At 38.2% G+C, this 20,841-nt stretch carries 20 protein-coding genes; 10 read left to right on the top strand and 10 right to left on the bottom strand.

The genetic code is table 11. The annotated features are described in order from the left end of the window. Window positions 1-54 precede the first annotated feature (54 nt). Entirely contained in the window at window positions 55-1,335 is a 1,281-nt protein-coding gene (locus KHA93_RS14655) for a DegT/DnrJ/EryC1/StrS family aminotransferase (RefSeq protein ID WP_213111407.1), read from the bottom strand. A 147-nt stretch (window positions 1,336-1,482) separates the two neighbouring features. On the opposite strand from KHA93_RS14655, the gene KHA93_RS14650 reads away from it, so the two are divergent. Then, on the top strand, window positions 1,483-2,301 hold the full coding sequence (locus tag KHA93_RS14650; protein ID WP_213111406.1) for a polysaccharide deacetylase family protein: 819 nt from the start codon (window positions 1,483-1,485) through the stop codon (window positions 2,299-2,301). Window positions 2,302-2,924: 623 nt separating this feature from the next. On the opposite strand, the gene uraA is transcribed toward KHA93_RS14650, so the two are convergent. The 3 genes from uraA to KHA93_RS14635 all read right to left on the bottom strand — a co-directional run bounded on the left by uraA (window position 2,925) and on the right by KHA93_RS14635 (window position 6,150). After that, the gene (gene uraA / locus KHA93_RS14645) at window positions 2,925-4,205 is read right to left on the bottom strand and encodes a uracil permease (protein WP_213111405.1); all 1,281 of its coding nucleotides are present in this window, start codon (window positions 4,203-4,205) and stop codon (window positions 2,925-2,927) included. A gap of 284 nt (window positions 4,206-4,489) precedes the next feature. Further along, window positions 4,490-5,725, bottom strand: a complete 1,236-nt coding sequence (gene pepT / locus KHA93_RS14640) for a peptidase T (RefSeq protein WP_213111404.1) — start codon at window positions 5,723-5,725, stop codon at window positions 4,490-4,492. 92 nt (window positions 5,726-5,817) lie between these two features. Continuing rightward, entirely contained in the window at window positions 5,818-6,150 is a 333-nt protein-coding gene (locus KHA93_RS14635) for a winged helix-turn-helix transcriptional regulator (RefSeq protein WP_213111403.1), read from the bottom strand. A gap of 138 nt (window positions 6,151-6,288) precedes the next feature. On the opposite strand from KHA93_RS14635, the gene KHA93_RS14630 reads away from it, so the two are divergent. The 3 genes from KHA93_RS14630 to KHA93_RS14620 all read left to right on the top strand — a co-directional run bounded on the left by KHA93_RS14630 (window position 6,289) and on the right by KHA93_RS14620 (window position 8,979). Beyond that, window positions 6,289-7,137, top strand: coding sequence for a VOC family protein (locus KHA93_RS14630; protein ID WP_213111402.1), 849 nt, complete (start codon window positions 6,289-6,291; stop codon window positions 7,135-7,137). Window positions 7,138-7,141: 4 nt separating this feature from the next. Further along, the gene (locus KHA93_RS14625; RefSeq protein ID WP_213111401.1) at window positions 7,142-7,750 is read left to right on the top strand and encodes a nitroreductase family protein; all 609 of its coding nucleotides are present in this window, start codon (window positions 7,142-7,144) and stop codon (window positions 7,748-7,750) included. 191 nt (window positions 7,751-7,941) lie between these two features. Further along, on the top strand, window positions 7,942-8,979 hold the full coding sequence (locus KHA93_RS14620) for a lactonase family protein (RefSeq protein ID WP_213111400.1): 1,038 nt from the start codon (window positions 7,942-7,944) through the stop codon (window positions 8,977-8,979). A gap of 40 nt (window positions 8,980-9,019) precedes the next feature. Here the strand turns inward: KHA93_RS14620 and KHA93_RS14615 are convergent, their stop codons facing one another. From KHA93_RS14615 to KHA93_RS14600, 4 genes are read right to left on the bottom strand one after another with little or no spacing between them, the layout of a single operon-like run. Continuing rightward, window positions 9,020-9,277, bottom strand: coding sequence for a DUF2651 family protein (locus KHA93_RS14615; protein WP_213111399.1), 258 nt, complete (start codon window positions 9,275-9,277; stop codon window positions 9,020-9,022). 21 nt (window positions 9,278-9,298) lie between these two features. Next, complete coding sequence (locus KHA93_RS14610; protein WP_213111398.1) at window positions 9,299-10,021, bottom strand: YfjL-like protein; 723 nt, start codon at window positions 10,019-10,021, stop codon at window positions 9,299-9,301. Then, window positions 10,018-10,551: a zf-HC2 domain-containing protein gene (locus KHA93_RS14605; protein WP_213111397.1), complete on the bottom strand. Its 534-nt coding sequence runs from the start codon at window positions 10,549-10,551 to the stop codon at window positions 10,018-10,020. The genes KHA93_RS14610 and KHA93_RS14605 overlap by 4 nt, the downstream gene beginning before the upstream one ends. Next, entirely contained in the window at window positions 10,544-11,041 is a 498-nt protein-coding gene (locus KHA93_RS14600) for an RNA polymerase sigma factor (RefSeq protein ID WP_213111396.1), read from the bottom strand. Before KHA93_RS14600 ends, KHA93_RS14605 begins: the two co-directional genes overlap by 8 nt. Window positions 11,042-11,193: 152 nt before the next feature. Between KHA93_RS14600 and KHA93_RS14595 the strand changes: the two genes are divergently transcribed. Continuing rightward, a complete protein-coding gene (locus KHA93_RS14595; protein WP_213111395.1) occupies window positions 11,194-11,781 on the top strand; it encodes a biotin transporter BioY in 588 nt (195 codons plus the stop codon). 15 nt (window positions 11,782-11,796) lie between these two features. Further along, the gene (gene bioB / locus KHA93_RS14590; RefSeq protein ID WP_213111394.1) at window positions 11,797-12,804 is read left to right on the top strand and encodes a biotin synthase BioB; all 1,008 of its coding nucleotides are present in this window, start codon (window positions 11,797-11,799) and stop codon (window positions 12,802-12,804) included. A 291-nt stretch (window positions 12,805-13,095) separates the two neighbouring features. Here bioB and KHA93_RS14585 read toward each other — a convergent pair whose 3' ends face one another. Beyond that, the gene (locus KHA93_RS14585; RefSeq protein WP_213111393.1) at window positions 13,096-13,746 is read right to left on the bottom strand and encodes a DUF3995 domain-containing protein; all 651 of its coding nucleotides are present in this window, start codon (window positions 13,744-13,746) and stop codon (window positions 13,096-13,098) included. A gap of 389 nt (window positions 13,747-14,135) precedes the next feature. On the opposite strand from KHA93_RS14585, the gene KHA93_RS14580 reads away from it, so the two are divergent. From KHA93_RS14580 to KHA93_RS14570, 3 genes are read left to right on the top strand one after another with little or no spacing between them, the layout of a single operon-like run. After that, window positions 14,136-15,503, top strand: coding sequence for an FAD-binding oxidoreductase (locus KHA93_RS14580; RefSeq protein WP_213111392.1), 1,368 nt, complete (start codon window positions 14,136-14,138; stop codon window positions 15,501-15,503). Window positions 15,504-15,543: 40 nt separating this feature from the next. After that, entirely contained in the window at window positions 15,544-16,389 is an 846-nt protein-coding gene (locus KHA93_RS14575; protein WP_213111391.1) for a polysaccharide deacetylase family protein, read from the top strand. Continuing rightward, the gene (locus tag KHA93_RS14570; RefSeq protein ID WP_213111390.1) at window positions 16,389-17,813 is read left to right on the top strand and encodes a serine hydrolase domain-containing protein; all 1,425 of its coding nucleotides are present in this window, start codon (window positions 16,389-16,391) and stop codon (window positions 17,811-17,813) included. The genes KHA93_RS14575 and KHA93_RS14570 overlap by 1 nt, the downstream gene beginning before the upstream one ends. Before the next feature lie 402 nt (window positions 17,814-18,215). Here the strand turns inward: KHA93_RS14570 and gdhA are convergent, their stop codons facing one another. Then, entirely contained in the window at window positions 18,216-19,592 is a 1,377-nt protein-coding gene (gene gdhA, locus KHA93_RS14565) for an NADP-specific glutamate dehydrogenase (protein WP_432806350.1), read from the bottom strand. Between the two features lie 335 nt (window positions 19,593-19,927). Between gdhA and gltC the strand changes: the two genes are divergently transcribed. Continuing rightward, a complete protein-coding gene (gene gltC, locus KHA93_RS14560; RefSeq protein ID WP_213111388.1) occupies window positions 19,928-20,830 on the top strand; it encodes a glutamate biosynthesis transcriptional regulator GltC in 903 nt (300 codons plus the stop codon). The last annotated feature ends 11 nt before the right edge of the window (window positions 20,831-20,841 follow it).

Below are 20,841 nucleotides of genomic sequence, written 5' to 3'. Positions count from 1 at the left end.
TTGCTCTAGACGATAAAAAAACACTCAGCGACAAGGAGCCGCTGAATGTAAGAGTTACTGATGAATTTCCATGCGTTCGTTCATATATTTTGCTACCTTATTTATAGCATTAATTGCATCCTCGCAATCTTCCTGACTCAGATTTTGATGTAAAGAAATGCTAATAGATCGCGCTAATAAGTCCAACGTATTCGGGCACATATCTTTGGAATATTGAACATTTCCTTTGTAACTTTCGCATGTCCATGGATTCCCTTTTTCCGTGGCTCCACGTTTGTCTAGTACGTAATCCCAATTGACGTAAATATGGCGATCGGCAATTCCGTTGTTATAGATCGTTCCATTCGGAATACCCTCTGCATTTAGTAAATCAGCAAATATTTTTGCTTCCTCAGCGTCAGATAAATAGAAAATTAGGCTATATGAGACGTCACCTTCAGGATCAGGAACCCTTTGCAATTGAATGTTAGGAATATCTTTTATTCCATCGACAATCGTTCTTTTAACTTGACGAAGCTTTGAAATGACGGAATCAATTTTTTGGGATTGAGCTAGTCCAAGAGCCGCATTGAGTTCGCTCATTCGATAGTTTTCCCCTGGGAAGGATTCTACACCTTCAAATAGTTTTGTTCCCCAGTAGCTTAAAGCGGAATCATGATAAATGCTGGCACGTGTATAGATGACATCATCATTTGTTGTGACAAGTCCACCTTCACCGGCCGTTACGACTTTATACTGCTGGAAACTAAAACATCCTGCATCGCCCATCGATCCTAAAGGCTTTCCTTTATAAAATCCTCCATTTGCCTGTGCAACATCTTCGATAACGATAAGATCATGTTTATTAGCAATTTCTAAAATTTTATCCATGTCACATGGTATTCCTTTCATGTGTACAGGGATGACTGCTTTTGTATGTTCTGTAATAGCAGCTTCAAATGCTCTTGGATCCATTGTTAAACTATCATCAACCTCTACAATGACAGGAACAGCTCGAGCAATTAAAACGGCAGCGGCCGTTGCTATATACGTATATGCAGGGATGATCACTTCATCACCAGGTCCGATTCCGGCACCTACAATGGCAGATACAAGAGCAGAAGTGCCAGAGTTCACTGCAAGAGCATGTTTTACATTTGTACGCTGTTTATATAAATCTTCTAATCTCTTAGCTTCTGAATCCGCAAGTTGCTCATGGTAAAAACGGAAAACCCTTTTTTTGTCTAAAACTCGAAGGACGTATTCTTTTTCTAACTCATCAAATTCCTCAGAACTAATAAATTCTGGTACCCACGGCTTTGTTCGAATTGGAGTCCCACCATTTGCTGCTAACATGATTTTTCCTCCTTCTAGTAATTAATTTCCTGAGTAAATTATATGATGGAATAGATTAACTGTAAACTCATATTATTTTAAAGATCCATATACAATCTTAAAAAGATTTTATATAATTTACTAAATAAAATAATGGGGTGAGGTTGTATGCCTAAATTCTTGATAGGTTATGATGTGGAATCTCAAGATGAATCAACCGAGATATTTTTTAATGCAGCATCAGAAGTACATAAAAGTCTTGATGCCCAAGCAAGTATTTTTATTGTTGGAAAAACATTGGAGAGAAATGTTGCGGCTGCTCAAGAAGTTTTGAACCAAGGTTACTTGGAATTTCATCAACATACGTACTCACATGTTTTATTAAAAACAGTCGTTCAGGAAAATGAGGAGGGTATAACGATTTTTCCTAGTGGCACCTTTGAAGAAGTATGCGAAGAAATCAGTAAAGGGCAAAAAGTACTTAAAGATCTATTAGGTGTTGAAGGTATTGGATTTACAGCTCCTTATAATTATTACCGTGGTTTAAGTGACCGTCTAGATTTGTTGGCGGTTTTGCGTGAAAATGGAATTAAGTTTGTTCGATCAGCTGGACGAAATGAAAAAGATTGGCAACCTGTTCCTTTTGAATGGCAACCGTATTTTTATGAACCACAAGGTTTTCCAGAAATACTAGAATGCCCTCTGCACGGGTGGCAGGACTGCATTGCTAGAGAAAAACTCGGCTGGAACAATATCGGTGAATATATTAAGTGGGTAAAAAAGGATATTGATTACGCCAGCGAGAATCAGTTAGATTTTGTTTACTGCAGTCATGATTGGAGTAGCATTCGCTATGATCCTAAACTGGAGCACATCGCGGAATTGATTGTGTATGCTAGGGAAAAGGGGATGGAAGTGACGAATTATTCTACGTACTATGAAGAGAAGATGGCGGAACTTAAGGATAGAGTGAAGATTTATAATTGATATATCCTTACACAGATGACATCAATTATAAATTGAGAAAAATATCAGTTTCCGATCTACAATTGTAAAAATGCTAATAGAATTTCTGAAATAGCTAATAGAAACGAATAACGGCTAATAGAGCGTCTGAAATGGCTAATAGAAACGAATAACGGCTAATAGAGCGTCTGAAATGGCTAATAGAAATGTATAACGGCTAATAGGATGTCTGAAATAGCTAATAGAATCCTAAAGCGGCTAATATACTGAACGAATGGGCTAATAAAAACTTAAAATCACCTAATAGTATGCCTGAAACATCTAGTAGAATAGGCAAAATGTCTAATAGAATACTCAGAACATCAAATAGAATGAGTGAACTGTGAAAATATGTGCGAGATTGGCAATAGACCAGTCCTGAAGGCGAATAGAATCACTTCGACGACGAATAGACGAGCTCCGACGGCGAATAGAATTGGGTCCACTGCGAATAGATTCATCCGTAAAGCGCCACCCCGTTAGTACAGCGAATAACATGTGGAAATCACGAAACTATGTATGAAAGCCACCAAGAACTAGAAATCAATTTGATATATTCAAAAAAAACCCCTGAAGTTCAAAAAATCAACTTCAGGGGTACTTTATTAATCGTTCGTTAATTTTAGTTTTTCAAGAAGTTTAAAGAACAAGCTTAGTAGGATAGCAACGATTGTTGCAAGACCCATTCCTTTTAATTCTACAGAACCGATATGAATTGTAGCGCCACTAATACCGATTGCTAAAACTACGCAAGTTAGGATGAGGTTATGTGAAAGACTATAATCTACTTTTGATTCAACTAATATACGTAGACCACTAACCGCGATGATTCCGAAAAGTAATAGTGAAATTCCACCCATAACTGATACTGGGATTGCTTGAATTAAGGCTGCTAGTTTTCCAAAGAAGGAAAGGAAAATGGCAATAACCGCGGCTCCTCCAATAATCCAAGTGGAGTATACTCTTGTGATGGCAAGAACTCCAATGTTTTCTCCGTAAGTAGTATTCGGTGTTGAACCTGCAAAGCTGGAAATGATGGTTGAAATACCATTTCCCATAAATGAGCGGTCAAGACCAGGATCTTTGACGAGGTCTTTTTTAACAATATTACCTGTCACAATTAGATGTCCAATATGTTCTGGCAGTAATACAAGAGCCGCTGGTAAAATAACGACCATATCAGACCAATTAAACTTAATTTGATAAAACGTAGGAAGAGCAAACATGCTAGCATCTTTTACTCCTGAAAGATCAACTAATCCTGCAAATGCAGCAATGATATAGCCGGAAATAATTCCCAGTAAGATTGGGATGATTTTTAGAAATCCCCTCAATAGTACCCAATAAAGGATTGTTAAACCAAGAGTCAATAATGAGACTGTAATCACTTTTGGATCAGGTGACCAGGCACCAGTTACATCTGAAGGTTTTACCAATCCAGCCATAATTCCAGCGACTGGAAGTAATTCCAATCCAATAACCGCTACAATTGCACCCATTGCAGCTGGTGGAAAAATGACATCAATCCATTTTGTGCCAGCTACTTTAATTATTAGACCTACAAGTAGCAATACAATACCGACTAGAAGGAATCCACCAAGAGCGTAGCTGTATCCTTCTGCACCGTTATGTTCATTTAATACGAACAAGACTGGTGAGATGAACGCAAAGCTGGAACCAAGATAAGCTGGTATTTTTCCTTTTGTAATATAAATATAGATAAGTGTTCCAATCCCGTTCATCAACAAACAAATGGCAGGATTTATTCCGAACAATAATGGTACTAATACTGTAGAACCGAACATAGCGAATAAGTGCTGTAAGCTTAAAGGTAAACTTTGTAATAATGGTAAGCGTTCGTCTACTTGGATTTCTCTGTTTTTCATCCGATATCTCTCCCTTTTTATTAATCTTAGATCAGATGCTTATACCTTGGACAAAATAAAAAGCACCTTGTCCTAAGCTCGGCAAGGTGCATAATAATCGGATGTTTACATCATCTGTATGCAGAAATTACACGCATAGTTAATATGCGCATGCAACCTTGTCAGCCTCACAGGACTGTTTTAAAGGTAAACTGATTCTTTTGTCTTATGTATTATTGCAGTAGCGAAAAGATAAGTCAATACTTTTTATTTGTTTATCTGCAATAATTTTGCGAAAATATTTCCTATTCTGCACGTTCCTCGAATAATTTACAAATCTCTACAATGACATGAACCGCTTTTTCCATATTATCAACGGAAATAAATTCATATGGTCCATGGAAGTTTTCTCCGCCTGTAAATATGTTCGGCGTTGGAAGTCCCATGTATGATAATTGCGAACCGTCTGTACCGCCGCGAATAGGGGAGACAATCGGTTCAATGTCGAGACTCTTCATTGCATCAGAGGCAATGTCGACAATTTCTTTAACCGGTTCAATCTTTTCTTTCATATTGTAATATTGATCATTCATATCGATTGTAATCCGATCTTGCCCATATTTTTCGCGAAGATCAGAAACAATTCTTTCAACAAGAGCTTTTCTTGCTTCGAAATTCTTACGGTCAAAATCTCTAATGATGTAAGCAAGCTTTGTTTCTTCTACATCTCCGTGAAACGAAAGCAAATGATAGAAACCCTCATATTCTTCAGTCAACTCGGGAGCTTCATCTGAAGGCAACGCGTTGTGAAATTCCATCGCGATTTTTGCAGCATTGACCATTGTTCCTTTCGCAGTACCTGGGTGGATGTTCGTTCCGCGGAAAGTAAGCTTCAGCCCAGCTGCATTAAAGCTTTCATATTGTAATTCACCAATTGGTCCGCCATCCATCGTATACGCAAAATCCGCATTGAATTTTTCTACGTCAAATTTATGTGGACCACGGCCAATTTCTTCGTCAGGAGTAAAGGCCACACGAATTTTTCCATGCTTGATTTCAGGATGTTTGATTAAATAATCCATCGCTGTCATAATTTCAGCAATTCCAGCTTTATTATCTGCACCTAAAAGAGTCGTTCCATCCGTAGTGATGAGCGTGTGACTCTTATAATTAGTGAGTGCTGGAAAATCTTTAGTAGAAAGGACGAAATTGGTCTCTTCGTTCAAAACAAGATCGTTTCCATCGTATCCTTCAACAATTTGTGGGTTTACACCTTCGCCAGTAAAATCAGTTGCGGTGTCTACATGAGCCAAAAACCCAATTGTTGGAACTTTTTTCTCTGTATTTGCAGGAAGTGTTGCCATTACATAGCCATTTTCATCAATCGACACTTCTTCCATTCCGATTGTTTTCAATTCATCGACAAGCTTATTCGCAAGAGTCAGCTGACCAGAAGTAGACGGGCATGTAGGACTATTTTCATCTGATTGAGTATTGATTTTTACATATGTAACAAAGCGTTGTATGATATCGTTTTTCATTCTCCATTACCTCCCAGAGTTAATAACTACATATTACGAAAATAATTAGTTAAAATAAAGAAGCCGGCACTCCCGTTTTCGGGAATGCGGCTTTATAAATTAATATGTTCTTCAGTATCAATTTCTAACCAGTTTTCGCCCCATTTTTCTATTTCCTTCATCAAAGGGGCAAGGGCCATTCCCTTATCCGTTAAGGAATATTCAATCCTCACAGGAGTTTCAGGATATACTTGGCGTTTGACAATACCTTCTTGCTCTAAGTCCTTTAATCTTTCAGATAGAACTCGAGCACTAATGGGCATTGCAGCTTCGACTGTACAAAAACGCTGGGGTCCGTTTAAAAGCTGGTGAATAATTAATCCCGTCCAGCGTTGACCCAATATACTCATTGCTTTTTCAAATCTTGGGCATAACGAATTATTCATAATACTCACCTCGCTGATTAAATTATACCATTTGCTTTATCAAATACCTATTATTTATTTTAATTAGCCCTTGCTTGACAGTATAACATAATTATAATAAAGTTGCTTACATAAAGTAAGTAAAAGGAGGACAATAAAATGACACAACCCTCTGTTATAAAACAAGCTGTGTTAACAGTCAAAGATCTTGATAGAACAGTGGAATTTTATGAAAAAGTTCTCGGATTTAAAGTAATTGAGCGAACAAATGAAAAAGCTTCGATATCAACAGATGGAGAAACTGCCTTATTAGTACTTGAACAACGTAAGGATGCGACTCCTAGAGACCCAAGAACTACTGGCTTATATCATATCGCATTTCTATTGCCTCATCGTTCACATCTTGCCGATATTGTTAATTATTTTATTCAAACCCGCTATCCTTTGCAAGGGGCGTCTGACCACCATGTAAGTGAAGCACTTTATTTAGCAGACCCAGAAGGTAATGGTATTGAAATATATATCGATCGTGATCCGGATAACTGGATATGGCAGAAAGATCAAGTGTATATGACGACCGTTGCTTTGGATATTGAAAATCTCTTACAGGAAGCTACTGAAACTGGTTGGAAGGGCATGCCTGAAAAAACTATTATCGGTCATATTCACTTACAGGTAGCTGAATTAGAAGAAACTCGCGAATATTATTGTGACGGGCTTGGATTTGACCTTGTCCTTCGATATGGCGGCCAGGCACTATTTATTTCTAAAAATAAATACCATCATCATATTGGTTTAAATACATGGAATAGTAAAGGTGCCCCTGCACCAGAGGAAAATACGACTGGATTGAAATATTTTACGATAGCATTGCTTAACGATGAAGCAAAGCAAAATGTCATTAAACAATTGGAAAAAATAAGTGCTTCATTTTCTGAGAAGGATGGTAGAATTATAACGAAAGATCCTTCGGGAATTGAGATTGTTTTAGAAGTAGAGGAGAGATAATGTAATGATTCAAACAGAGAAAACCTTTTATACGGCAGTTGAAAATAGACGATCCATATATGGGATAAGTAAAGAAACAGTCATTTCTGATGAGCGCATAGAAGAAATTGTTGCTTATGCGATTAAACATGCTCCGACATCATTTAATTCTCAAAGTGGACGAGCAGTAATTTTACTTGGAGAAAACCATGATAAATTGTGGAATATAACAGAAGCTGCATTAAGAGAATTAGTTCCATCTGAAAATTTTAAACCAACTGAAGAAAAAATGGCTGGCTTTCGGAACGGTTATGGAACCATTTTATTTTTTGAAGATCAAACAGTAGTGAGAGCTTTACAGGAAAAATTTCCAACTTATGCAGAAAAAATGCCTGAATACTCATTGCAATCATCAGGGATGCTTCAATATATTGTATGGACAGCATTGGAAGTAGAAGGATATGGCGCTTCCTTGCAGCACTATAACCCAATCATTGATGAGGCAGTCCAAAAAATCTGGGATATACCTGAGAACTGGAAACTTATATCACAAATGCCATTTGGAAAACCGACAGCAGGTGCGCGTGAAAAACAATATAATAGCATTGAAGAGAGAATGAAGGTTTTTAAATAAGGAGCGTCCTCAAAGGACGTTCTTTTCATTTTCAATTTATAAGGAAAACTATGAATGCCTTTTAGAAATTCTCGTAAAAGAAATTTCCTTCGGATATGTTAAAGTTCTTTAGTTTGTATGTCGATGGTAAGGCGCTTTCACTATTATTCATGTTATAATAGTAACTGAAAATTTCGAAAGGGAGTCATATTATGGGTCAAAAATACATAGGGTTTGCCGGAACGTATACTAGGCAAACAAGTGAAGGAATTTATCGCTTTATTCTAGATACAGAAAAAGCAGAGCTAACAAATGTCGAAGTTGCTGCAAAAGTTGGCAGTCCTACCTATTTAGCGATTAGCGAAGAAAACCGTTTTTTATATTCTGTTGCCCAACAGGAAAAGTCGGGTGGGGTAGCCGCGTTTTCCGTTAATTCAGAAACTGGAGAATTAAGTTTTTTAAATGTAGAAGTACAAGAAGGGGCACCACCATGCCATTTAGACGTGTATCAAGATGAACTTGTCACTGGGAATTATCATGAGGGGACAGTTGAGCTATACAAAATAAATAAAGCTGGCGTAAATTCGGTATCCTATAGTAATAAACACGAAGGGACAGGCCCACACGTACGCCAAGAAAAACCGCATGTCCATTACACAGCATTTACTCCAGACAAGAAGTTTGTTGTTGTTGCGGATCTTGGTACGGATGAGGTTGTTACATATAAAGTTGAAAATGATACTCTCGAAAGAGTGAATACTCTCGTAGTAAGAGCAGGTAGTGGTCCGCGCCATCTTGCTTTCCATCCGAACGGAAAAGTGGCTTATTTGCTTACAGAGTTAAGTTCAGAAGTTGTCGTTCTAAATTATAATGCTGAGGATGGCAGCTTTACAGAAAAGCAATATATTCGAGCCATCCCGTCAGATTTTACCGAAACAAATGATGCGAGTGCCATCCATATATCTTCAGACGGCCGCTTCGTTTATACTGGAAATCGCGGGCATAATAGCATTGCGGTATTTAGTGTTGATGCAGATTCTGGAGAACTCACTTTCGTTGAACATACACCGTCAGGCGGGGAGTTTCCACGTGATTTCGTATTAGATCCAAGCGAGTCGTTCTTGATTGCTTCCAATCAACATACGGGAAATCTTGTGTTATTTAAGAGGGATAAGGAGACTGGAAAATTAACGAAGCTTGAGTCTGAAGTTTCGGTTCCTGAAGTTGTCTGTGTGAAATTTTTAAAATAAAAAAGAAAGGCATTGGTATTCGAACCAATGCCTTTTCCTTTTAGGCTGCTATTTTTGCACTTACTAATTTTACTATTAAAGAAATCATTAGTGATACTACTGTATAAAATGCTGCCCAACCAAATAATGCTTGCCAACCAACGTTTTGGACCATTGGTAAAACGATAGTAAGCACGTTTAGACCTGCAAAAATAATTAACGGTGCCAAATAATAATTTCTCAGCTTCATTGAACAAAATAAAGAAAGTAATATTGTAATGATTGGCGCTAAAATCGCGTAAAATGGAATTTCCCACATATAAATCATCTCCTCAAAATATTATTGATTGTATTCCTCAATATCGTTTAACTCAATATTTGAATCCTTTTCAAAACCAACCGAGTATTTGACGTACCCGAGTTCATCTTTTTCAATTGTTTTATTATCGAATAAATTTCCGTTAAAACTGACTCCCTCATATGAATAATGGTCTGTATTAAGAGCTTGTTGAATGGAACGTACAGTTTCTAAGGCATCCTCCTTACTCATATTCGTAGCATCTACGATAAGATGAATGTAGATTGGTTTTTCCAACTTTAAATCCTTGCTCCAATGAGTATCTAAACTATATGTTCCTTTCAACACTTCAATTTGCACGCTCATATCCACAATCCGTTTAACTTTATCTTTCAAAAGTTCTTTCAGCTCTGAAATTGCCTCCTTTTCCAATTTTTCAATAAGAGGTAGATCTAAATTATCATAATAAATTTCATCATATATTACAGTAGGCTTCCAAAAACCAGAGACAGTAAACTCGTAATTTTTTTGACGTTCATCCCCAACTTTCCTTACTTTATATGAATATCCGCTCACTTTAAAATTATAAAAACCATCATGAATGACGAACTCTTCCCCGGGATACGTGTCTTGCAAGTAATGTTTTACCGCCTTATTAGAAAAGTACTTCCACGCAGGATTCCCATTAAAAGCGTTGTAAAAAAATAAAATGGGGACGACGAGAACAATGATGAGAAACAAATAAATCCATTTTTTCAGAGTCATGATGCTGGACCTCTTTCTCTAAGTTTTAAAATAAGTAAGCCGATTACACTACCAACTAAAGCTAGAATTAGATGTATACCAGCAAGGAAGATGGAACCGATGTTTGCGTTAACCGACATTGATGCAATATCAATCATTGACCAAATAAAGTTCGGTAAAAAAGCAATCACAGTGACGATTAAAAAACGCCGATAAAATAAAAATGTAATCAATCCTAGAATAGGGTAGGTTAAGATAAAACCAAAGCTTTCATGCAATAATGATGTTTTTATTGCAAATATAAACGAAATAGCTACAAAAATAATTTGATAAATAGATAGTTTTAAATTTATTTTTTTTATCATACTTTCGGTATCAATCGTTGATGTAATGATTTCTTTTTCAATTGGTTCTTTTGAAAGAAGTGCCAGTTCACGGCAATTCTCGCAATTTTCTAAATGTGCTTCTACCCATTCTGTCGTTTCATCTTGGAGCAATCCTTCGTTATAAAGGGGTAGAAGATCTTCTACTATTGAGCAGTCTTTATTCATGGTTCAACCCCATTTCTTTTTGAAGTCGCAGTTTCGCCCGATGAAATGTGACTCGTACGTAGTTTTCGCTTTTATTGATGAGTTCTCCAATTTCTTTAAAAGACAATTCACCATATAGTCGCAGCGTAATAATTTCTTTCTGGACTTCATCTAAGCTACTGATTTTATGTACTAAATTTACATGTCCTTCCTTCATCATATATACATCCTCGGGAGAACTTGGTAGTTCAGGGACATCAAGAGTGAGCTTTTCATGAAGGCCAGTAGCATATTTTTTTGATCGATAATATTTTCTCAATACATTTTTAGCGATGGAAAATATCCAAGTTTGAAGCGAGGATTTTCCAGAGAATGAATGAATTCCTTTAATTGCTTCGTAAAATACATCATGAGTTAAATCTTCTGCAGCAGATTTATCAGATGTTTTTATAAAGAAAAAAGCGTAAATTTTCGGCTGAATTTCTTCATATAGCCTTTCAAGCTCGCTCATGTTGCCCTCCTCCCTAAGCTCTTCACTAATTTAGTACCATGAAAATCCGTTTCGTTACAAAAAAAATATATGTTAACCATAAAATATTTTAAGTTGACATATAATAGTCATACCATTATTCTCTTATTATAGTAAAAATTTGAGGTGAAAAAATGAGTACTGCAACTGTTAAAACAAAAAATAACCTTAGAACACTTGATATGGTGTATGTCAGCATGTTCTCAGCATTAATGATGATTGGAGCAAATATTACTTCTTTTATTCCGTTCATGACGATCGGGGGAGTGCCGATTACGTTGCAAACGTTCTTCGCTGTGTTGGCGGGTGCGTTTTTGGGGAGTCGTCTCGGTGCGATTTCTATGGCGGTATATATGTTTATCGGACTTGTAGGTGCGCCCGTATTTGCAAAATTTATGGGGGGACCTACTCAAATCCTTAGTCCAACATTCGGATTCATTCTATCTTTTATTGTAACAGCATACGTAACTGGAAAAATCATTGAAAAAAATAATAAACTACCTTCTTATATTATCGCGGCTTTAATCGGAACTATCTTAAGCTATTTAATCGGTACCAATTTGATGTATGTAGCTTATAAAGTATGGGCGGCGGCTCCGGCTGCATTTTCTTATAAGGTGGCCTGGATGTGGATGGCTGTTCCATTTCCGAAAGATATGTTTCTTGCAGTTCTAGCAGGCATATTCGCTCATAGAATGCAAAAAATCGTGAAAAGATCTTGATAGGTGGATTTGGATATGAATGATTTTGATAAATTAGCAGAGAAAGCATTGGCAGGAAGAGAATTGACGAATGAGGAAGCCCTTGCTGTTTTACAATGCCCTGACGATGAGTTGCTGCTGTTGCTTCATGCAGCATACCGCGTTCGCAAACATTTTTATGGTAATAAAGTGAAATTAAATATGATCATCAATACAAAATCGGGATTATGTCCGGAAAACTGTGGCTACTGTGCTCAATCTATCGTCTCGAAGGCCCCGATTGAAAAATACTCGATGATGAAAAAAGATGAAATCGTCGCAGGTGCCAAAAGAGCTTCAGAGTTGAATGCAGGTACGTATTGTATTGTAGCAAGTGGGAGAGGGCCAGCAAATCGAGAATTAGATATCGTCGCTAGCGCAGTGAAGGAAATAAAAGAGGCTCATCAACATATGACGGTTTGCGCCTGTCTCGGTATTTTGAAACCTGAGCAAGCTGAGAGACTAAAAGAGGCAGGGGTAGACCGCTACAATCACAATATCAATACTTCAAGTCAGCATCATTCTAATATTACAACCTCCCATACATATGAAGACCGGGTGAATACAGTTGGGATTGTTAAAAGTTCTGGTATTTCACCATGTTCAGGTGTCATTGTTGGAATGAAAGAAACACCGGAAGATGTCATTAATATGGCTCGCAGTTTGAAAATATTGGATGCTGATTCAATTCCGGTGAATTTTTTACATGCGATCGATGGGACTCCGCTCGAAGGTACGGATGAACTTAATCCACGCTATTGCCTAAAAGTTTTATGCTTGTTCCGATTTATAAATCCGACAAAAGAAATCCGGATTTCCGGCGGACGTGAAGTGAATTTAAGAAGCTTGCAGCCACTCGGATTATACCCAGCCAACTCGATCTTTATCGGAGATTACTTAACGACAGAAGGACAGGAAGGATTGGCGGATAAGCAAATGTTGGAGGATATGGGCTTTGAAGTCGATCTTGAGCCGCTAGATAGAGAAATTGCAAAAGCTCTATAATTAGAAAAGCGAAAGCGCCTGTTCATCGACGCAGAAACTTCAGGGCCTTCGACTGAGATAAAGGAAACACGATGAGCCTAGAAGGCGAATCAATGTTGACTTATCGTAGGGAGAAGGACAAGAAGTTTGCAAGTCGATAGGCGCAGCAGCTGGACAAAGAATAGCTTAAGCGCCTTTTCATAGACGTACGGGTCCACAGAATGCGGGACCATACGTCTATTTGTTTGGTCAAATACTAGTTTTATTATCATCTCTATGTGCGGATCTTTAAGAAGGCTATAAAGTAATTTTTCAAAATTTAACAATGGTCCCTACTACAAAAAGTATGATCAGGAGTAAAACAAACAGCAAATAATAAATAGTAAATCTTTTGATTACTGTAAGTCGAATGGCGGAAGTGAGTGCGTAATGGGCGGCCGATAATCCGGCAAGCAAGCCCATTATGAGAAACCAAGGTTCATAGAAGAAAAGATCCCATAATGCTAAGCTGCGAGTGTTCAATTCTGCCCACCCAGGAAAATCAATGGTAATGATTCCAGCCAAAAAGAAGGCTTTTGTCAACATTCCACTTACCGCATGTGCAAGTAAAAAGGCTGTACCGAGAAGGGTAGGGGTAAGCAAAACAAGCGGATGGATGTTTTTTTCGCCAATCAATGGGATCCATTGAGGAACCTTTTTTCCCCATGGTCTAACTAGTCCCAGCAAGCAAAAACCACAGAACATGATAGCAACCCCAGCGATGTAGCTAGCCATGGCTAATGCTTCTGGATCTTCCATTTGACCGTACGTAGAAATAATTCCGCCACCCGTGGCCTCTAAAAATCGAACAAAAACCGCATAAAGGAGTGCCCAAACACATCCTGCGTAAGCAGGCCACACTGATTTTTTCGCAAAGCGTTCAAATGCATTTAAATTTGATGGTTCTCCGCTAATTTTGTGCATTACGTAGTAACCTCCAATATTAGATTTGGGTAAATATAATGCATGAACAACTTTCTTTTGTTAATGAATGGGGACAACAAAAACCTCACCTCATACGATCCAGCGTAGGTTATGAAAATATGAAACTGTTTTGCCATTAATTTCTCTATTCTTTCTCAAGTCCACAATTCGATTTTCATGAATGCATATTCGTAGATGAAAGAGTTGTATATAAACTGTTCATTTTCATGGAATCCCAATTTCTTAAAAATATATATATTCATAGTGTATCTTTTTTTTTATTTGAAATTCAAGAAATGAATGAAATTGGGATAAATAAAATCCAATTTTAGGCTAATATTTTATGGTATTATTTAGTTAATCTCAAAATATAAAAAAGGAGGGGTGGAATGAATCTATATGAGGAACTGTGTGTCTTGGTCGGGAAAGACAAGGCTTCTATTAATGAAACAATATTAAGACATCATTCGGGTGATGAATCCCACCATGCGAAAGTCGAGCCTAATGTCGTCGTTTTTCCGGAATCAACGGAAGATGTGCAAAAAATAGCTGCCTTCGCAAATGACCGCAAAGTCCCATTAGTTCCTTACGGGGCAGGCTCTGGGCTTGAAGGGCAGGCCATACCAATAAAAAAAGGAATATCGATGAGTTTTGAACGGATGGCAAGCATCATAGATATAAAACCAGAAGATCTTACTGTTAAGGTACAACCAGGTATTACTCGTCTAAAATTAAACGATGAATTAAAAAAATACGGGTTATTTTTCCCTGTAGATCCGGGCGCAGACGCATCTATTGGTGGAATGGCAGCGACTAATGCAAGTGGTACCCTTGCTGTTCGATACGGGGTAATGAGAGATCAGATACTAAATATGGAGGTTGTCCTTGCGGATGGACGTGTTATTCAGACGGGAAGCATGGCAAAAAAATCTTCGTCTGGATATCATTTGAATGGTCTTTTCATCGGCTCTGAAGGAACCCTCGGTATCTTTACGAAAATTACATTAAAGCTTCATGGTATTCCTGAAAGTATAACGGCTGCTCGTTGTACATTTTCCTCGATCCGAAGCTGTGTCGATGCTGCTGCTTCGATACTAACAGCAGGAATTCCGATTGCAAGAATAGAACTAGTAGATGCAAGAAGTATAAAGCAGGTCAATCATTTTAGCGAAACTGACTTCCCTGAAGAACATTCACTTTTTCTTGAATTCCATGGCAATAAATCAGGAAACGAAGAGGACATCAATTTTGTAAAAACCATTGTCGAAGATATGGGCTGCGGAAGTTTTGTATTTGAAACTGATTCTTTGAAACGTGCTCATTTATGGAAAGCACGCCATGATCTTCACTATGCTTTTAGTCATAGCTATCCTGATCTGTCTATTCTCAGTACAGATGTGTGTGTGCCAATTTCTAAATTACCAGAAATAGTGGAATATACACGTAATCAATTAAATACATATGGATTGGATGGAGGAGTGCTTGGGCATGTGGGGGATGGAAACTTTCATACCGCCTTGCTGTACAATTCCCACGATCCAGATGAAATGAAAAAAGTGAACCGTTTTAATAGAGAGCTAGTTTCGTATGCATTAAAAGTAGGAGGAACTTGCACAGGCGAGCATGGTGTTGGGTTTGGAAAAATTCAGTTTCAAAAAGAAGAACACGGTCCAGCACTAGACGTCATGATATCTATTAAAAAAATGTTCGATCCGAATGATATATTAAATCCAGGAAAAATATTACCGGAAAGTTGAAAGCGAATTCATATTTTATTAGGAAGCGAGAGGTTGATGAATGAATAAAAATGAGCGTCTTTTAATTTTACATGCAGATGATTTTGGAATGTGCCATGCTACTAATCAAGCGATTATTAAGCTTTTGGAAGAAGGCTCTATTTCATCCACAACATTAATGGTAAATTGCCCGTGGTCTTTGGAAGCTGCAACGGCAGCGAAAAACAATCCAAATCTTGATGTGGGAGTGCATCTCACGCTGACAAGTGAATGGGACCATTATAAATGGGGGCCAGTTAATTTAAACGGAAATGTAGATACGTTAGTAAATGAATTGGGCTATTTTCCTCCAAATCTTGAAAAGGTTGCTCAAGCAGATCGGGAGCAAGTGAGAGAAGAGATTGTTGCCCAAATTGAAAAGGCGATTCAGATGGGAGTAGATCCTACACATTTGGATAGTCATATGGGTGCTTATTTATTTTTTATGGATATTCATCTTGAGGTAGCAGCGGAATACAATTTGCCGATTCGTTTTACGAAAAATCCACCACCTGGCTTTCATGTCGAGACTTTGTCAGAGTTGATAAAATTAGCAGATCATAAAGGTGTTTTATATCCAGATCATGTTATTGGGCTCCCATTTTGGCTTAATGAAGGGGATGGATATGAAGAGTCAAAGCAGAACGCTATAGATATCTTGAAAAACTTACAGCCTGGTATATCGGAACTTCTCTTTCACCCTTCCTATGAATCAGAAGAATTAAAAGGAATTACGGAAACATGGCATGCAAGACAATATGAGTTTGATATTTTCCGAGATCCGGAAGTCAAAAAAGTACTTGAAGAAGAAAACATTAAAGTGATTGGTTGGAAGGAACTTCGTGATAAACAGAGGGGGAATATTTGATGATTCAAACAAAGCTACCTAGAAGTAAACCGGAAGAACAAAATGTTTCTCCCAAATCGATTATTGATTTTGTCAATGCTTTAGAAACAGAAGAGCTTGAAGTTCACAGTTTTATCGTCCTAAGACATGGACAGGTTATTGCCGAAGGAACGTGGTCGCCTTATAACGAAGAACATCCACATATCCTTAATTCTTTGAGTAAAAGTTTTACCTCGACCGCAATTGGTTTAGCAGTTGAGGAAGGCAAACTTTCCTTGGATGATGATGTTATTTCATTTTTCCTGGAATATATGACGGACGAAATTGAACGGAATATGGCTAATTTAAAGGTCCGTCATTTACTTTCGATGTCAACAGGTCATGATGAAGACACAACTCCGAATTTAAGAAGAAGCAACGACTGGGTGAGAGAGTTTCTAAATATGCCGATCGTTCACAAGCCTGGTACTCACTTTTTGTATAATACAGGGGCGACGTATATGTTGTCTGCTATTTTAACAAAGGTGACCGGCATGAAGCTATTGGACTATTTGGAGCCGCGTTTATTCGAGCCACTCGGAATGAGCGATATTACAACGACTACTTGTCCTAAGGGTATTCATTTTGGCGGTGCAGGGATGAGCGTAAAAATAGAGGATATTGCTAAATTTGGATTACTATACTTGCAAAAAGGAGTATGGGAAGGTAAACGAATTATCCCTGAACACTGGGTAGAACAAGCAACGAGTAAGCAAATATCCAATGGGAATGATGACCATGATTGGGCACAAGGATACGGATATCAATTTTGGCGTTGTCGCCACGGAGCATACCGAGGGGATGGGGCATTCGGTCAATTTTGTGTCGTCTTGCCGGAACAGGATGCAGTCGTTGCTATAACGGCAGGTGTGATGGATATGGGGGATATCCTCAATTTGGTATGGGACCACTTGCTTCCAGGTATGACAGGTCCTGCTGAAGGTCAACAATCTGATCTTGATCGTAAATTAGCGTCGCTAACATACGATTCACCAAGGGTTTTAACGACATCACCAAATATCAATAGATGGTCGGGGAAACGTTTTGAAGCTCAACCAAATGATGTGGGAATTTCAGCTTTTTCTTTTACGTTTTCAGAAGAAAAAGGAGAATTTGTTTTTTGGGATTCGGAAGGACAACATGAGTTTCAAATAGGATATGGAAAATGGATCGAAAGTGAATACAGTATAGCAGGTCAAAAGGTGATGGCTGCAGTCAGTGGTACGTGGCGAAATCGCAACACATTTGAAGTGACGATTCGCTTACTCGGTACTCCGTTTTGCGATACGTGGACTTGTGATTTTATCCATGGTGCTGTAAGAATTAATGTTTCAAGAAATATTTGGACTGTGCCGGGCCTATCTGATATGGCATTAGTTCCTTCATTGGTGGGCTATATCCAGTAAAAAAGTGAGAAAAGCACATCCGTGGTGCTAATGGACGCACCTTATTTGGACTTTGACTAAGGGAAGAAAACATGCGAAACGAAGTGTAGCGATGAAGACTTGTAGTAGGAACAAGACTTTGAAGATTGCTAATCGATCTGCTTGTGATGGACATAAAAAAGCGGTTCTTTCAAAATGAAAGAACCGCTTATCTCATTGTTTAGAAAATTATAGATTGGGACTTTGTGTATAACTTTTGTGAAGGTAGTTCCCGTCTAGCTTCAGCGCCTAGCGACTAGCAAACTTTCGGTTTCTTCCTACGATAAGTCAACATCGGTTCGCCAAGGCTCACCGTGTTTCCTTTATCTCGTCAGAACCCTAAAAAGTTTGTACGTCGCTTAACAGGCGCTTGCGCATTTGTTCTTAAATTACACCTTGTATTATCATTGCATCTGCAACTTTTTTAAAGCCTGCGATGTTAGAACCAATGACGAGGTTCCCAGGATGGCCGTAATCATCTGCCGCTTTAATGCTATCTCGATAAATTTCAGTCATAATCTTTTTCAGTTTAGAATCAACTTTTTCGAAAGACCATTGTACACGTGAGCTGTTTTGGGCCATTTCTAATGCTGATACTGCAACGCCGCCAGCATTAGCTGCTTTACCAGGTCCGAATAGTACTTCGCTTTCCAGGAAAATATCAATTGCATCAAGAGTAGATGGCATATTTGCGCCTTCTCCAATTGCTTTTACGCCATTTGCAATAAGAGTTTTAGCTGAGTTTTCATCAATTTCATTTTGAGTTGCACAAGGAAGAGCGATATCACACGGAATTGTCCAAATGCCTGTGCTTCCTTCTACATATTGAGCATGTGGATGTTCTTTCACATACTCGGAAATTCTCCGTCTCTCAACCTCTTTTAACCTTTTTACAGTGTCTAGGCAAATACCTTTATCGTCATAAATATAGCCATTTGAATCGCTGCATGCCACAACTTTTGCACCGTATTCTTGCGCTTTTTCAATTGCATAAATGGAAACATTTCCTGAACCAGACACAACGACCGTACTTCCGGCAAAAGAAAGTCCACGATCTTTTAACATTTCTTCAACGAAATATACAGTTCCATAGCCTGTTGCTTCAGTTCTTCCAAGACTTCCGCCATAGCCTACACCTTTACCTGTAAATACGCCAGCTTCAAAATTACCACGTAATCGTTTATATTGACCGAACATATAGCCGATTTCGCGCGCTCCGACTCCAATGTCTCCAGCTGGAACGTCAACGTCAGCACCGATGTATTTAGTTAATTCCGTCATAAAACTTTGGCAGAATCTCATGATCTCCATGTCTGATTTGCCTTTAGGGTCGAAATCGGATCCGCCTTTTCCGCCACCAATGGATTGCCCAGTCAACGCATTTTTAAAAATTTGTTCAAATCCAAGAAATTTAACAATACTTTGATTGACGGAAGGATGGAATCGTAATCCCCCTTTATATGGTCCAATTGCACTATTGTATTGAACACGGTATCCACGGTTCACTCTTACTTTTCCGTTATCGTCTACCCACGGAACACGGAATGAAATCAATCTTTCAGGCTCTACGATCATTTCCAAAATGCCTGCTTCGATATATTTTGGGTTTCGTGCAAATACTGGAGTTAGAGAGAGGAAAATTTCTTTTACTGCTTGAAGAAATTCATATTCATTCGGATTACGTTGCACTACCGATTCATACACTCTATCAACATATTTTTTCGCCTCTAACATACGTTCATCTTTCAAATTCATCGTCATTTCCATTTTTTTCCACTCCTTTACAACATTTATCCAAGCAATCCGAAAAGCGTAAGCGCCTTGATCAGCCCATTGTACGACAACGGCGTTCTGACCCGCATTATGCGGGTCTCAAACAATTAAATATTCTGAAAACCAAAGAGTTTGTTCTTCGACTTTTTAACTCAGGTAAATTTACCCGAGGGGATAAGCGCTCAGCTAAACAAATTGCAAATAAACACCACAACGAATTATTCTTGTTAAAAAATATTTTATCTTCTACAATTAATCTAAACAATACGGATATTAGATAATATTAATGCCGTTATGAGATGAATGCGAAGAAGGTGGTTATTTTGGAATTAAGACAAATACAATATTTCATTGAAGTTGCCAAACGAGAACATATGACAGATGCGGCTGAAGCCTTACATGTCGCACAATCTGCTGTTAGTAGGCAAATTGTAAATTTAGAGGCAGAGCTCGGTGTTGATCTTTTCATTAGGGAAGGAAGGAATATCCGATTGACACCAATTGGACACATGTTTTTAGAAAAAATGCATCAAGCGATGGATGTAATTGAACAGGCTAGGAGAGAAATAGAAGAATGTCTTGACCCAGAAAAAGGCACGGTCCGAATTGGATTTCCAAGTAGCCTTGCCGCTCATTTACTTCCTACGGTCGTATCAGCATTTCGAAAACAATACCCCTATGTAAAATTTCAGCTCCATCAAGATTCCTATCATAATTTAGTTGATTCCGTTATAAAAGGTGAAATCGATATGGCACTTTTAGGGCCTCTGCCAACGGAGGAACGTCGGGTAAAAAGTGACATATTATTTATGGAAAATCTCGTTGCGCTATTGTCTTCCAATCACCCCTTAGCAAAGAAAGCATCTATCACCTTAGATGACTTACGCAGCGATTCTTTTGTTTTGTCTCCAAGAGGGTATGTTCTTAGAGATATTGTCATAAAGGCATGTAAACAACGCGGATTTGAACCAGTTGTATCCTTCGAAGGAAAAGATATCGACGCTATTAAAGGGCTTGTGTCAGCAGGTCTAGGTGTAACATTGCTTCCAGAAATAACCTTAGTTGACAGTTTGCCCCGTTCTACTGTAAAAATTCAAATTGTAGATCCTCGAGTTACACGGGCAGTTGGAGTCATTATTCCAAGAGACCGCGAACTTATGCCGACGGAATTACTTTTTTACGAGTTTCTAAAAAACTTCTTCAACACATTAACAGGTTATCAATAAATTTAAGCATA

The organism is Lederbergia citrisecunda (assembly GCF_018343695.1).
GTDB classification, from domain to species: domain Bacteria; phylum Bacillota; class Bacilli; order Bacillales; family Bacillaceae_C; genus Lederbergia; species Lederbergia citrisecunda.
This window is presented reverse-complemented; position numbering and strand designations above follow the sequence as displayed.